This window comes from Mesorhizobium newzealandense (assembly GCF_042682145.1).
GTDB lineage: Bacteria > Pseudomonadota > Alphaproteobacteria > Rhizobiales > Rhizobiaceae > Mesorhizobium > Mesorhizobium newzealandense.
This window is the reverse complement of the sequence record NZ_JBHUGZ010000014.1, coordinates 360,975-374,748: the sequence shown is the minus strand read 5'-3', so window position 1 is coordinate 374,748 and position 13,774 is coordinate 360,975. Positions and strand designations below refer to the sequence as shown.

At 63.4% G+C, this 13,774-nt stretch carries 11 protein-coding genes; 4 read left to right on the top strand and 7 right to left on the bottom strand.

The genetic code is table 11. From position 1 onward, the window contains the following. Window positions 1–195 precede the first annotated feature (195 nt). From ACFSOZ_RS22370 to ACFSOZ_RS22360, 3 genes are all read right to left on the bottom strand, one after another. Window positions 196–1,350: an ABC transporter substrate-binding protein gene (locus ACFSOZ_RS22370; RefSeq protein ID WP_379101590.1), complete on the bottom strand. Its 1,155-nt coding sequence runs from the start codon at window positions 1,348–1,350 to the stop codon at window positions 196–198. Window positions 1,351–1,570: 220 nt separating this feature from the next. Further along, window positions 1,571–2,482 carry a LysR family transcriptional regulator gene (locus ACFSOZ_RS22365; RefSeq protein ID WP_379101589.1) on the bottom strand — a complete coding sequence of 304 codons (912 nt, stop codon included), beginning with the start codon at window positions 2,480–2,482 and terminating at the stop codon, window positions 1,571–1,573. 107 nt (window positions 2,483–2,589) lie between these two features. Continuing rightward, window positions 2,590–3,366, bottom strand: coding sequence for a DeoR/GlpR family DNA-binding transcription regulator (locus ACFSOZ_RS22360; protein WP_379101587.1), 777 nt, complete (start codon window positions 3,364–3,366; stop codon window positions 2,590–2,592). A 412-nt stretch (window positions 3,367–3,778) separates the two neighbouring features. Between ACFSOZ_RS22360 and ACFSOZ_RS22355 the strand changes: the two genes are divergently transcribed. Then, on the top strand, window positions 3,779–4,666 hold the full coding sequence (locus tag ACFSOZ_RS22355) for a phosphotransferase (RefSeq protein ID WP_379101585.1): 888 nt from the start codon (window positions 3,779–3,781) through the stop codon (window positions 4,664–4,666). After that, on the top strand, window positions 4,663–7,104 hold the full coding sequence (locus tag ACFSOZ_RS22350; RefSeq protein WP_379101583.1) for a GcvT family protein: 2,442 nt from the start codon (window positions 4,663–4,665) through the stop codon (window positions 7,102–7,104). The genes ACFSOZ_RS22355 and ACFSOZ_RS22350 overlap by 4 nt, the downstream gene beginning before the upstream one ends. A gap of 1 nt (window position 7,105) precedes the next feature. Here ACFSOZ_RS22350 and ACFSOZ_RS22345 read toward each other — a convergent pair whose 3' ends face one another. Continuing rightward, window positions 7,106–7,738, bottom strand: a complete 633-nt coding sequence (locus ACFSOZ_RS22345; RefSeq protein WP_379101581.1) for a class I SAM-dependent DNA methyltransferase — start codon at window positions 7,736–7,738, stop codon at window positions 7,106–7,108. A 107-nt stretch (window positions 7,739–7,845) separates the two neighbouring features. Between ACFSOZ_RS22345 and ACFSOZ_RS22340 the strand changes: the two genes are divergently transcribed. Next, entirely contained in the window at window positions 7,846–8,748 is a 903-nt protein-coding gene (locus tag ACFSOZ_RS22340; RefSeq protein WP_379101579.1) for a phosphotransferase, read from the top strand. Window positions 8,749–8,766: 18 nt separating this feature from the next. Here the strand turns inward: ACFSOZ_RS22340 and ACFSOZ_RS22335 are convergent, their stop codons facing one another. From ACFSOZ_RS22335 to ilvD, 3 genes are all read right to left on the bottom strand, one after another. Next, on the bottom strand, window positions 8,767–9,690 hold the full coding sequence (locus ACFSOZ_RS22335) for a DMT family transporter (RefSeq protein WP_379101577.1): 924 nt from the start codon (window positions 9,688–9,690) through the stop codon (window positions 8,767–8,769). A gap of 117 nt (window positions 9,691–9,807) precedes the next feature. Then, window positions 9,808–11,100, bottom strand: a complete 1,293-nt coding sequence (locus ACFSOZ_RS22330; RefSeq protein ID WP_379101575.1) for an amidohydrolase family protein — start codon at window positions 11,098–11,100, stop codon at window positions 9,808–9,810. Between the two features lie 78 nt (window positions 11,101–11,178). Further along, window positions 11,179–13,023, bottom strand: a complete 1,845-nt coding sequence (gene ilvD / locus ACFSOZ_RS22325; RefSeq protein WP_379101573.1) for a dihydroxy-acid dehydratase — start codon at window positions 13,021–13,023, stop codon at window positions 11,179–11,181. Between the two features lie 272 nt (window positions 13,024–13,295). On the opposite strand from ilvD, the gene ACFSOZ_RS22320 reads away from it, so the two are divergent. Continuing rightward, complete coding sequence (locus ACFSOZ_RS22320; RefSeq protein ID WP_379101571.1) at window positions 13,296–13,766, top strand: VOC family protein; 471 nt, start codon at window positions 13,296–13,298, stop codon at window positions 13,764–13,766. The last annotated feature ends 8 nt before the right edge of the window (window positions 13,767–13,774 follow it).

The window sequence follows — 13,774 nt, the reverse complement described above, 5'->3', positions numbered from 1 at the left end:
CAGTCTGTTGCCGGTTTAGTTCTGTCGATCACCCTCGTCTGCAAATCAGGGCCGGGATGGTGAGTTCGCGCGCCAGCTCACCTCCCCCTCGATGGGGGAGGTCGCGGCGAAGCCGCGGGTGAGGGTGATCGCAAAAGCTACCCCCACCCCGACGCTGCGCGTCAACCCTCCCCACAAGGGGGAGGGTAAGGGCACTCACCTACCGCCGATGACGCCGATATAGTCCGACACCCAGCGGTAATAAGGCACGCATTGGTCGTTCTGGCTGGCGCATTTCGACACCGGCGTCTTCCAGAACTTGATCTTCTCGAAATTGTCGTAGCCGTTGGTCTTGCAGCCTTCGTCAGTCAACAGCTCGTTGCCCTTGCAGGCGGCGGGCACGACCGGCAGCGAACCGAACCAGGCCGAGACATCGCCCTGCACTTTCGGCGACAGCGAGTGCTCCAGCCACATGTAGGCGCAGTTCGGATTGGCGGAGTCGGCCTCCATCATGGTGGTGTCGGCCCAGCCGGTGACGCCTTCTTCCGGCACGGTCGACGCGACCGGTTTCTTGGCGGCGACCAGCGCATTGACCTGATACGGCCAGGAGCCCGAGGCGACGACGCCCTCGTTCTGGAAATCATCTACCTGGATGGCGGCATCGTGCCAGTAGCGGCCGACCAGGGTGCGCTGGACGCGCAGCAGGTCGAGCGCTGCCTTGTACTGGTCCTCGTTCAGTTCATAGGGATCCTTGATGCCGAGTTCCGGCTTGTGGAACATCAGATAGTTGGCAGCGTCGGCGATGTGGATCGGGCCGTCATAGGCCTGGACGCGACCCTTGTTGGACTTGCCGTCCGGCAGGTTCATTTCCTCGAAGACCACGTTCCAGCTCTTCGGCGCTTCCTTGAACACCTCGGTGTTGTACATCAGGATGTTCGGACCCCACTGGTAGGGAACGCCGTAGTGGACGCCGCCGATGGTGAACCACGGGGCGTCCTTCAGGCGGTCGTCGACCGTCTTCCAGCTCGGGATGAGATCGGTGTTGATCGGCTGCACTCGCTTGCCGGCAACGAGGCGCAGCGACGCATCGCCCGAAGCGGTGACGAGGTCGAAGCCACCCTCGTTCATCAGAGAGACCATCTCGTCGGAGGTGTTGGCGGTCTTGACGTTGACCTTGCAGCCGGTCTCCTTCTCGAAGGAAGTCACCCAGTCATAGCCCTTGTCGGTTTCGCCGCGTTCGATGTAGCCCGGCCAGGCAACGATGTTGACCTGGCCTTCGCCCTTGCCAAGTTCCTTGACCTGGGCGACAGCCTGGCCGGAGAAGGTCAGCGCGACCGTCAAAGCAGTGCATGACTTCAGGAATGAATTCATCATCGATCTCCCATTTTGGCGCCTGACCCCGAAAGCCGGTTTCGGTCTTCGCTAGGGGTCACGCGCGGACTGAAAAACTGTCAGTTCGTCCGTTGGACGCATGTCGCTCTGGTGGCGACTTTGGTCCCTGAACCTGAAGGTGCTTTGAAAATTCCGGTTTCGCAAATTCATTTATCAGAAAGGCGATATCGGTTTTTCCGATAGATCGGCGACTGACCCATCAGGGACGCTGACGGACCGTCCGTTGCGACTGGGCCAGGCCGATGAAATCACGTGACGCCTGCGGCAGGCCGGAGCCGCGCCGCCACACCATGCCGACCTGGACCACCGGCAAGGAGCCGGAAATGTCGCGCGATTCGATGCGGTCGCCTTCCAGCGACCAGGGCCGGTAGACGAGGTCGGGCAGCAGTGCCACGCCGGCGCCGGTGGCGACGAGACTGCGCACCGCTTCCACGGAACGAGTGCGGAAGGCGACATGCGGCTTGGCGCCGATCGCCGCCAACAGTTTTCCCGTGTTCTCCTCGATCTCGTCGACGGTGAGCATGATCAGCGGCTCGCCGGCGATGTCGCCAATGCCGATGATGTCGGCGCCAGCCAGCGGATGGCCAAGCGGCAGCCACAGGCGATAGGCCGAGACCTCGAGGATTTCCGATTGCAGCGCCGTGCGGTCGCGCAGGTTGGACGTCACCATCACGGCGATGTCCAGCTTGCCGCCGATCAAGAGATGTTCGAGGTAGTCGCCATTGTCCTCGATGGCAGAGACTTCGACGCCGGGGTAGGCGCGGCGGTAGCGGGCCAGCAGATCCGACAGTACATAGCCGGCGACCAGCGAGGTCACGCCGAGTTGCAGCCGGCCGCCGACCGCTGCCTGTTCGCCGGAGAAAGAGCGGCGGGCGTCGGAAACGTCGGCAAGGATTTTTGTCGCATGGCGCAGGAACTGGTGGCCCTTGTGGGTGATGTTCAGGCCGCGCGGATGGCGTTCGAACAGTTCGACGCCGAGATCGCTTTCGAGCTCCTTGATCGCTTCGGTGACCGACGACTGCGAGATCGAGAGGTTCTGAGCGGCGCCCGACACCGTGCCTTGCTCGGCGACGGCGATGAAGAACTGCAACTGGCGGATGGTGAAGGCCATGGCCGGACTAAACACCGGCGCGCAGGGGAAGGAAAGCCGACGGCAGAGCTTATCCCGTGCCTGGCGACCGGTGCCGCATTTCCGCAAGCGCGAAACGATGAACCGAACTAGAATCCGGCTTCGCCGCCGGCGATGCTGAGGCGAGCGCCGGCCTGCGCAAGCGCGGCGGCAATGTCGCGCGATGGCGACCGGTCGGTGGCGAGTTCGGAAAAGCCGTCAAAGCCGCAGACCTGGACCAGGCCCAGGCGGCCGAACTTGCTGTGATCGGTGATGACGAGCGAACGCTGGCCGCGCGACAGCACCATGCGGGCGAACTCGGCCTCTTCCAGATCGTAGTCCATGACGCCCATCACCGCATCGACGGCGCCGGTGGAGATGATGGCATGGCTGACCGAGAAACGGCTGACGAAGTCTATGGCCGAGGCGCCGAAGGCAGCGCCTGAATCGCTGCGCAATTCGCCACCTGCCATGTAGACCTTGTTGCCATTGACGGTGGCCAGCGTGCGGGCGATGTCCGACGAGTTGGTGACGACCGTCAGGCGGCGGTGGCCGAGCAGCTCGCGGGCCAGGAAAGAGGTCGTCGTGCCGGTATCGAGCATGATTGATTCACCGTCGCGAATGGTGGCGGCGACCATCCGGGCAATGAGGCGCTTGGCGTCGGCATTGTCGCGCATGCGCCGTTCGAACGGCGCTTCGCCGATCATCGACGGCAGGCCGATGGCGCCATGCATCTTGAGGACTGAGCCATCACCGGTGAGCGGCTTGACGTCACGGCGCACGGTCTCGAGTGAAACGCCCAGCCGGTCGGCCAGACTTGCGATGGTGACGGTCCCCTCTTCCTGCAGCAGCCGCAGGATCTCGCCGTGTCGTTTCGAATGGGTCATTTGGTTCCCCGACTTAGCCTTTTGACCGATTCTAAGGTAATTCAATTGCTTTTAAAGGCAGCGCCCATGCTTTCGGGCAAAATACCCAAAAAAAGTCACATATTTTTGTTGACAGCCGGGCAACCTTGGCGTGAAATCCAAATCCAAACAGGGGTTCGGAGCTGCAACGGGAGGGTGATGGCAGAGCCGCAACTCACTGACCAGGCGGTCTGGAACGTGCCTGGTGCAAGGAATTTTCAGATCCGCGGGGGCGGATGGCGGGGTCAAAAACCTGGCCAAGGGGCTCGTCGGTGCGGTGCGGGATACCAATCCTGGCGTCCCGCACCGACGAGATTTTTTGCGTTTCTCCCCGCTGTCGTCGCGCTGTCCATGGCGCCTTGTCGAAGCCCAGCAGCAAACCAGGAATGATTGCATGACCGCCGAGGATCGCATCCGCGCCCTGCCCTGCTGGACCGGCGGCATCGAGATCGCGCCGCTGCCCGGCGGCCTGAGCAATGCCAATTATGTGGTCGAGGACGCCGCCGGAAAGCACGTCGTGCGCTTCGGCCAGGACTATCCGTTCCATCACGTCTTTCGCGAGCGCGAGGTGATGACCGCGCGGGCGGCACATGCCGCCGGTTTCGCGCCCGCCGTCCTCCATGCCGAACCGGGCATCCTGGTGACGGAATTCCTTGGCGCCAAAACCTATCTCGCCGAGGACGTGCGCGCCAATCTTGGCCGCGTCGCCGCCCTGATGCGCGGCTTCCACCGGGAGATGCCCAATCACGTCTCCGGCGCCGGCTTCATGTTCTGGGTGTTCCATGTCATTCGCGACTATGCGCGCACGCTTGAAGAGGGCGACAGCCGCAAGCGCAGCGAATTGCCCCGCCTGCTGGCGCTGGCCGACGAACTGGAGCGCGCGCAGAAATTGCTGCCAATCGTGTTCGGCCACAATGATCTTTTGCCGGCCAATATTCTCGACGACGGCAACAGGCTGTGGCTGATCGACTTCGAGTATGCCGGCTTCAACACGGCGATGTTCGATCTCGCCGGCGTCGCCTCGAATGCCGGCATGAGCGACGAGGAATCCTTCGCATTCCTGACCGCCTATTTCATGAAGGAGCCGGACGGGGCGATCCGCCGCTCGCATGCAGCCATGCAATGCGCCTCGCTGCTGCGCGAGGCGATGTGGAGCATGGTGTCCGAACTCTACCTCGACGCGCCCGGCATCGACTACGTCGCCTACACCGAGGAAAACCTGACGCGGCTCGATGCGGCGCTGGAAAACTACAGAACAAAATACGGGATACAAAAATCATGACATTGCCCAGCCAGGCCGCCATCGTCGTCATCGGTGGTGGCATCATCGGCTGTTCGACGGCCTATCACCTGGCGCGCGACCACAAGGCCGACGTGGTGTTGCTCGAACAGGGCAAGCTGACCTCGGGCTCGACCTGGCACGCCGCCGGCCTGGTTGGCCAGCTGCGCTCGTCCGCCTCGATCACCCGCGTGCTCAAATACTCCGTCGACCTCTACAAGGGGCTGGAGGCCGAAACCGGCCTTGCCACCGGCTGGAAGATGACCGGCTGCCTGCGGCTCGCCACCAATGCCGACCGCTGGACCGAATACAGGAGGCTGGCGACGACGGCAAAAAGCTTCGGCATGGACATGCAATTGCTGTCGGCGGCGGAGGTCAAGGCGATGTGGCCGCTGCTGGAAACCGGCGATCTCGTCGGCGCTTCCTGGCTGCCGACCGATGGCCAGGCGAGCCCCTCCGACATCACGCAGTCGCTGGCCAAGGGCGCGCGCATGCATGGCGCCAAACTGTTCGAGGATGTGCGCGTCTCCGGCTTCGAGATGAAGGATGGCCGCATCACGGTGGTGAAGACCAGCAAGGGCGACATCGCCTGCGACAAGGTGGTCAACTGCGCCGGGCAATGGGCGCGGCAGGTCGGCGCCATGGCCGGCATCAACGTGCCGCTGCAGCCGGTGAAACACCAGTACATCATCACCGAGAAGATCGACGGACTGGCGACCGACGCGCCGACCATTCGCGACCCGGACCGGCGCACCTATTTCAAGGAAGAGGTCGGCGGACTGGTGATGGGCGGCTATGAGCCGAACCCGCAGGCGTGGACGACCGGCGATGTGCCCGATGATTGGGAGTTCCGGCTGTTCGACGACGACTACGACCATTTCGAGCAGCACATGCGCCAAGCGATGGCGCGCGTGCCGGCGCTGGAAACCGTCGGCGTCAAGCAGATGATCAACGGGCCGGAGAGCTTTACGCCGGACGGCAATTTCATCCTTGGTGCAGCACCCGAATGCGCCAACATGTTCGTCGGCGCCGGCTTCAACGCCTTCGGCATCGCGTCGGGTGGCGGCGCCGGTTGGGTGCTGGCGCAGTGGGTGGTCGACGGCGAAGCGCCGCTCGACCTGTGGGTCGTCGACATCAGGCGTTTTTCCAACCTGCACCGCGACCGGCAGTGGGTCTGCGACCGCACGCTGGAAGCATATGGCAAGCACTATACGATCGGCTTCCCACATGAGGAGTACGCCAGCGGACGACCCCACATCGTCTCGCCACTCTACGATCGACTGAAACAGCAGCGCGCCGTGTTCGGCTCGAAGCTCGGCTGGGAACGGCCGAACTGGTTCGCGCCAGAAGGCATCGAGCCGAACGACGTCTATTCGATGGGGCGCCAGAACTGGTTCGCAGCGGTCGGCGACGAGCACCGGCACGTGCGCGAAAAGGTCGGCATCTTCGACCAATCCTCCTTCGCCAAATATGAGCTGAGCGGACCTGATGTGCTGAAGGCGCTGGACTGGATCTGCGCCAACGATGTCAACAAGCCGGTCGGCCGGCTGACCTACACGCAGCTTCTCAACACGCGCGGCGGCATCGAGGCCGATCTGACCGTAGCGCGGCTGGCCGAGGAGAAGTTCTACATCGTCACCGGCACCGGGTTCCGCACGCATGATCTGTCATGGATCGGTGACCATATCGGCGACGGGCTCAAGGCCACGCTTGTCGATGTCACCGAGGATTTCGGCACGCTGTCGCTGATGGGTCCTCGGGCCCGCGACGTGCTTTCGGCCGTGACCGAAACGGACGTGTCGAACGCGGCATTCCCGTTCGGCCATGTGCGCGAGATTGTCATCGCCGGCCATACAGTGCGGGCGCTGCGTGTCACCTATGTCGGCGAACTCGGCTGGGAACTGCATGTGCCGATCGCGGCGACAGGCGAAGTCTTTGACGCGCTGATGTCGGCCGGCGGGAAACACCGCATTCGACCCGTTGGCTATCGGGCGCTGGAATCGCTGCGGTTGGAAAAGGGCTACCGCGCCTGGGGCTCCGACATCACGCCCAACGACACGCCGCACGAAGCCGGCCTCGGCTGGGCGGTCAAGCTGCGCAAGAACACGGATTTCGTTGGACGGCGTGCGCTTGAGACGATCAGCGGCGCGGCATTGAAGAAGCGCTTTGCCGGCTTCACGGTCGATGATCCGGAGATCGTGCTGCTCGGCCGTGAGACCATCCTGCGCAACGGCGAGCCGGTCGGCTATCTCACAAGCGGCGGCTATGGCTACACGGTGGACCGGAACATCGGCTACGGCTACGTGCGCAACGCCGATGGGGTGAGCGACGATTTTCTCGCCTCGGGCGACTACGAGCTGGTTGTGGCGATGGAGCGGACGCCGGCCAAAATCCATATCGAGCCGATGTACGACCCGGCAGCCGCCAGGGTCAAAGCGTAGATCAGGTGACGCGCAAAGCGAGACCGCGGCTGGGCACGGTGTCGGCCTCGCCCGGCATGGAGACGTAAGGACGCGTTTCCTCGACGCGGGTGACCAGACCTTTCGCCTCGAGTTCGGCAATGCGCGCGGCAAAACCGGCATCCCACAGCGTGTTCTTGACCGTCAACACGATGATGCCGCCCGGCCGGCAGATACGGATCAGCTCGTCCAGCCCCTCAGTGCCGACATGGCCGGAGGTGAAGACGCCGGCCGAAATGATGCCGGCATAGGCATCGTCGGCAAAGGGCAACTTGCCGCCGAGCGCCAGGCAATGAAGCGCCGAATAGACCCCTTTGCGGGCCGCCTGGGCCAGCATGCCTTCAGAAATGTCGAGCGCCTCGACCTGGGGATAGCCGGCAATGTTCAACCATTCGCCGATGAGCCCGGTGCCCGCGCCGGCATCAAGCAGCGGTGCGGCACCGCGCGGCAGATGGCGGGCCAGCAAGGCAAGGCAGATCGTCGGATGGCGGTAACCGGCGGCCGACATGTCGGCGTCATAGGTCTGCGCCCAGCGATCGTAGATCGCGGCCACGTCCTCGGGCCGTTTCGCCGCGTAGGCAGCGCCGAGGCCGCCATGATCCTTGCCGTCCGCCATCGCTGTTTCTCCGCCAGCTCGCTGTTCGCCACTATCGGATGATAGCCAAACGGCGAAAACTGTGGAACCGTTATCGCAAGAAATAACAAGCCAAGGGGGCGGCCGGCATGATGACAGACGAGGCACGTGTAGCACTTGCCGCCATTCCCATGCTGGCCGACTACACCGGGCCGCTCGAACGGCTCGGCGGCCTCACCAATCTGGTTTTCAAGGCTGGCGAGTTCTGCCTGCGCATCCCTGGCAAGGGCACCGAGGAATACATCAACCGCGCCAACGAAGCGGTGGCGGCGCGCGAAGCGGCGAAGGCGGGGGTCAGTCCCGAGGTGCTGCATGTCGACCCCGGCACCGGGATCATGGTGACGCGCTTCATCGCTGGCGCCGAGACGATGTCGCCGGAAAAATTCAAGGTTCGACCCGGCAGCCCGGAGCGCGCCGGCGAGGCCTTTCGTAAGCTGCACAAGTCAGGCGCGGTGTTTCCGTTCCGCTTCGAACTGTTCGCGATGATCGACGATTATCTCAAGGTGCTGTCGACCAAGGATGTCGCCCTGCCGGCCGGCTATCACGACGTGGTGCGCGAAGCCGAGAGCGTTCGATTGGCGCTTGCCGTCCATCCCCTGCCCCTCGCCGCCTGTCACTGCGATCCACTGTGCGAGAACTTTCTCGATGCGGGCGACAGGATGTGGATCGTCGACTGGGAATATTCGGGCATGAACGATCCGCTCTGGGACCTTGGCGACCTCAGCGTGGAAGGAAAATTCGACACGGCGCAGGACGAAGAGATGATGCGCGCCTATTTCGGCGGTGAGGCCAGGCCGGACGAGCGCGGCCGCATCGTCATCTACAAGGCGATGTGCGACCTGCTGTGGACGCTGTGGGGGCTGATCCAGCTTGCCAACAACAACCCGGTCGACGATTTCCGCGCCTATGCCGACGGGCGGTTTGCCCGCTGCAAGGCCCTGATGGAGACGCCGGAGTTTTCACGGCACCTTGCTGCGGTGTGCCGGGGTTAGGTACCAGAAATCTGGACCCTAATTCACACCCTTCGGCACGTTTTCCGGCGGCACCGTGGTGTCGACCACTTTCTGGCGGTGGAAGATGAAGAGGCCGGCGAGAACGACGATGCCCGAGCCGATCAGGATGCGCGGGCCTGGAACATCGCCAAAGAACACCAGTCCAAACACCACCGCCCACAGAAGCAGCGTGTAGTGCAACGGCGCCAGTGTCGAGGCCGGCGCCAGCTTGAGCGCCCTGGTGATCATCAGATGCGCGCCACAAGAGACGATGCCGAGCAGCAGCATGGCGCCGAAATCGAGCGCTGACGGCGTCTGCCAGGCGCCGATGGTCAGCACACCGCCGACCACCATCGTGCCGATGGTCTGCCATGTCACCAGATTGGTGTCGCTGGTGCCGCGCAGCCGCCGGTTGAGGATGATGGCGAAGGCGAAGGCAATGCTGCCGGCGAGTGCGAAACTCGATGACAGCGAGAACGCCGCCGAGGACGGTTTCAGCATGATCACCACGCCGCAAAAGCCGAGCAGGATCGCCACCCAGCGGCGCCAGCCGACCTTTTCGCCAAGCAGCAAATGCGAGAGTGCCGCGACATAGATCGGTCCGGCCATGTAGAAGCTCATCACGTCGGCAAGCGGCAGGTAGACGACGGCGGCGTAGAACAACGCGGTGTCGAGCGTGGTCATCACCACGCGCAGCAGCTGCAGTTCGAGGCGTTCCATGCGAAACAGCTTGGCCGTGCCCTGATGGGCGATCATCGGGCCAAGCACGAAGAAGGCGCCGATGGATCGGATCAGCACCACCTGGCCAACGGAGAAGCTGGCGACCAGCCACTTGCCCATCGCGTCGTTCAGGGCAAACAGGAAGTCGCCGGCCAGCATCAGCAGAATGCCGGCCAGAAGCACGTTCCTGATGGTCGAATTCTGCGCCACGGGCTGCGTCATGCCGATCCCGATTCCTCCCCTGCGTAGCCGCGTCGTAGACGGAAGCGGCTGCTTTGACGAGGAGAAATCCGGAAATCGGCAAGGCCAGAACCGGGAATCGGCTGGGTCTGGCCTGTTCTATTGGGCCTGATGCGGCGTCCGGTGCCTGCGGTTCACCAGGCCTGGCCTGCCCGGAATGGAAAGCCTGGTATCCTGCCTCGTCCGCTCCGCCACCACCTTGCCCCTGGCGATGACGCACAGGCGCTCGGCGCGCAGGCGCAAGGCCTCGATCGGATTGCCGGCATCGAGGATGACCAGGCTGGCGCGCTTGCCGACCGCCAGGCCGAGATGATCGAGCCCCATGATCGACGCGTTGACATTAGTGACCATGTCGAAGCAGCGCGCCATGTCGGCCGGGCTCGACATCTGGGCCACGTGCAGGCCCATGAAGGCAACGTCGAGCATGTCGGCGGTGCCGAGCGAATACCAGGGATCGAGCACGCAATCCTGGCCCCAGCCAACGCGGATACCCAGCGCCTGCATCTCCTTGACCCGAGTCATACCGCGGCGCTTCGGGAAGGTGTCGTGACGACCCTGCAGCATGATGTTGATCAGCGGATTGGGAATGGCCGAAACACCCGCCTCGGCGATCAGCGGCAGCAATTTCGAAACATAGTAATTGTCCATCGAATGCATCGAGGTGAGGTGTGAACCGGCGACCTTGCCTTGCAAGCCGAGGCGTTGCGTCTCATAGGCAAGCTGCTCGATGTGACGCGACAGCGGATCATCGGTCTCGTCACAATGCAGGTCGACCATCAGGCCGCGCCTCGCCGCGATCTCGCAGAGCTCCGTCACCGAGCGCGTGCCGTCGGCCATGGTGCGCTCGAAATGCGGAATGCCACCGACGATGTCGACCCCCATGTCCAAAGCGCGGATGGTGTTTTCGCGCGCTGTCGGCGAACGATAGAACCCGTCCTGCGGGAAGGCGACGAGTTGCAGATCGATGTAAGGGGCGATCGTCTTCTTGACCTCGAGCAGGGCTTCGACCGCCAGCAGCCTGTCATCGCAGACATCGACATGGGTGCGGATGGCGAGCAGGCCCATCGACACCGCCCAGTCGCAATAGGCAAGCGCGCGGTCGCGCACCGCCTCATGCGTCAGCAGCGGCTTCAGTTCGCCCCACAGCGAAATGCCTTCGAGCAGCGTGCCCGACGCGTTGATGCGCGGAATGCCGTAGGAGAGCGTTGCATCCATGTGGAAATGCGGGTCGACGAAGGGCGGCGAGACCAGATTGCCACTGGCATCGATCGTCGTGCCGGCAGCGACGTCGAGCTTCGGCTCGATCGCCGCGATCGTCTCGCCATTGATGCCGATGTCGGCGACCCTGCCATCAGGCAGCGTGCCGCCGCGAACGATAAGGTCGAAATCCATCTGTCGTCATCCCGCTTGAAAGAACCATCCGGCGCGGCTTTTCCTTCTCCCACAAGGGGAGAAGGAAAAGGCGGGGCCCTATTCCGGCACGAACCTGACCGCGCCCTTGGCCGCGCTGGTCGCCATCGCGGCATAGGCGCGCAACGCTGTCGTCACCTTGCGCTTGCGCTTTTCCTCGGGCTTCCAGGCAGCCGTACCCTTGGCATCCATGGCCGCACGACGCGCGGCGAGTTCAGCATCGCTGACGGCGAGACGGATGCTCCGGTTCGGGATGTCGATCTCGACCGTGTCGCCCTCCTGCACCAGGCCGATCAAACCACCCTCGGCGGCTTCCGGCGAGACATGGCCGATCGACAGGCCAGAGGTGCCGCCAGAGAAGCGGCCGTCGGTGACCAGCGCGCAGGCTTTGCCCAGCCCCTTCGACTTCAGATAGCTGGTCGGATAGAGCATCTCCTGCATGCCGGGGCCGCCGCGCGGTCCCTCATAGCGGATGACGACGACATCGCCGGCCTTGATCTCGTTGGACAGGATCGCCTTGACGCTGGCGTCCTGGCTTTCGAACACCCGAGCCGGGCCAGTGAACTTCAGGATCGACTCGTCGACGCCGGCCGTCTTCACGATGCAGCCGTCGAGCGCCAGATTGCCTTTCAGCACGGCAAGGCCGCCATCCTTTGAGAAGGGATGCTGGGCTGAACGGATGACACCCTTTTCGCGGTCGAGGTCGAGCTCGTCCCAGCGGCGGTCCTGGCTAAAGGCGACCTGCGTCGGCACACCACCAGGTGCGGCGAGGAAGAAATCACGCACGCTCTGGCTGGTCGAGCGGGAAATATCCCAATGGTCGAGTGCGTCACCAAGCGTGCGCGTGTGCACGGTCGGCAGGTCGCGGTTGATCAAGCCGGCATTGTCGAGCTGGCCGAGGATGGCAAAAATGCCGCCGGCACGGTGGACGTCTTCCATATGGACATCGGACTTGGCGGGAGCCACCTTGCACAGCACCGGCACCTTGCGTGAGAGCGCGTCGATGTCATCCTGATCGAAGTCGATCTCGCCCTCATGCGCGGCGGCGAGAATGTGCAGCACGGTGTTGGTCGAACCGCCCATGGCGATATCGAGCGTCATGGCGTTCTCGAAGGCACCCTTCGAGGCGATGTTGCGCGGCAGCGCCGTCTCGTCGTCCTGCTCGTAATAGCGCTGGGCGAGATCGACGATCAGATGGCCGGCCTCGACAAACAGCCGCTTGCGGTCGGCATGTGTGGCCAGCGTCGAGCCGTTGCCGGGCAGCGAGAGCCCCAGCGCCTCGGTCAAACAATTCATCGAATTGGCGGTGAACATGCCGGAGCAGGAGCCGCAGGTCGGACAGGCCGAGCGTTCGATGACCTTGACGTCCTCATCGGAAATTTTGTCGTCGGCGGCCGCGACCATGGCGTCGACGAGGTCGAGCGCCTGCGTCTTGCCGGCCAGCACCACCTTGCCGGCTTCCATCGGGCCGCCGGAAACGAACACGGTCGGGATGTTGAGGCGCAGCGACGCCATCAGCATGCCGGGCGTGATCTTGTCGCAATTGGAGATGCAGACCATGGCGTCGGCGCAGTGCGCGTTGACCATGTACTCGACGGAATCGGCGATCAGCTCGCGCGACGGCAGCGAATAGAGCATGCCGTCATGGCCCATGGCGATGCCGTCATCGACGGCGATGGTGTTGAATTCCTTGGCAACGCCGCCGGCCTTCTCGATCTCGCGCGCGACCAACTGGCCAAGGTCCTTCAGGTGGACATGGCCCGGCACGAACTGGGTGAAGGAGTTGACCACCGCGATGATCGGCTTGCCGAAATCGGAATCCTTCATACCGGTGGCGCGCCAGAGGCCGCGGGCGCCGGCCATGTTCCGGCCATGGGTGGTGGTGCGGGAGCGATAGGCAGGCATGAATTTTCCTTGGCTGGCTGGCTGCGCTCGATGCGGAGCGTGGCGGCGCTGAATTCGGACCGCAGGCGTTATAGACGCGCAAGCCTGGTCTGGCCACAATTTTGCGATGCGCCAGATTCTTCGAAAAACCGGTTTCTGCGAAAAAATTGCAGACCGCTGTCGGATTGCGCGCCGCACGCCCGTCCTTGGACAAATGGCAAGAGAATGGCACCCCATTCTCGGAGTGAGCCGTTTCACCGTATCAGCAACCGAAACAGCGCGAGGAGCACGACATGCAAAAGATCACCACCTGCCTGTGGTTCGATGGCCAGGCCGAAGAGGCCATGAACCTTTACACCTCCATTTTCAAGAACTCGAAGGTGCTGAGCGTGATGCGTTGGCCCAAGGGCCACGCCGATGAAGGCAAAGTGCTGGTGGCCTCGTTCGAGCTCGACGGCGTGCTGTTCCAAGCGCTCAATGGTGGACCGCAATACAAATTCACCGAGGCGATGTCGCAGTCGATCGACTGCAAGACGCAGGAAGAGGTCGACCATTTCTGGACCAGGCTCACGGAGGGCGGCGGCGAGCCCGGCCCATGCGGCTGGCTGAAGGACAAGTTCGGCGTCTCCTGGCAGGTCGTGCCGGAGCAACTGCCCAGGCTGCTTCAGGATCCGGACGGGGCCAAGGCTGGCCGGGTCATGTCGGCGATGATGCAGATGGGCAAGATCGACATCGCCAAGATCGAAGAGGCAGCAAAGGGGTGAGAAGCGGT

Coding starts and splice junctions, on each gene's coding strand:
- ACFSOZ_RS22370 (WP_379101590.1), bottom strand. CDS start 1,350: ATGAATTCATTCCTGAAGTCATGCACTGCTTTGACGGTCGCGCTGACC.
- ACFSOZ_RS22365 (WP_379101589.1), bottom strand. CDS start 2,482: ATGGCCTTCACCATCCGCCAGTTGCAGTTCTTCATCGCCGTCGCCGAG.
- ACFSOZ_RS22360 (WP_379101587.1), bottom strand. CDS start 3,366: ATGACCCATTCGAAACGACACGGCGAGATCCTGCGGCTGCTGCAGGAA.
- ACFSOZ_RS22355 (WP_379101585.1), top strand. CDS start 3,779: ATGACCGCCGAGGATCGCATCCGCGCCCTGCCCTGCTGGACCGGCGGC.
- ACFSOZ_RS22350 (WP_379101583.1), top strand. CDS start 4,663: ATGACATTGCCCAGCCAGGCCGCCATCGTCGTCATCGGTGGTGGCATC.
- ACFSOZ_RS22345 (WP_379101581.1), bottom strand. CDS start 7,738: ATGGCGGACGGCAAGGATCATGGCGGCCTCGGCGCTGCCTACGCGGCG.
- ACFSOZ_RS22340 (WP_379101579.1), top strand. CDS start 7,846: ATGATGACAGACGAGGCACGTGTAGCACTTGCCGCCATTCCCATGCTG.
- ACFSOZ_RS22335 (WP_379101577.1), bottom strand. CDS start 9,690: ATGACGCAGCCCGTGGCGCAGAATTCGACCATCAGGAACGTGCTTCTG.
- ACFSOZ_RS22330 (WP_379101575.1), bottom strand. CDS start 11,100: ATGGATTTCGACCTTATCGTTCGCGGCGGCACGCTGCCTGATGGCAGG.
- ilvD (WP_379101573.1), bottom strand. CDS start 13,023: ATGCCTGCCTATCGCTCCCGCACCACCACCCATGGCCGGAACATGGCC.
- ACFSOZ_RS22320 (WP_379101571.1), top strand. CDS start 13,296: ATGCAAAAGATCACCACCTGCCTGTGGTTCGATGGCCAGGCCGAAGAG.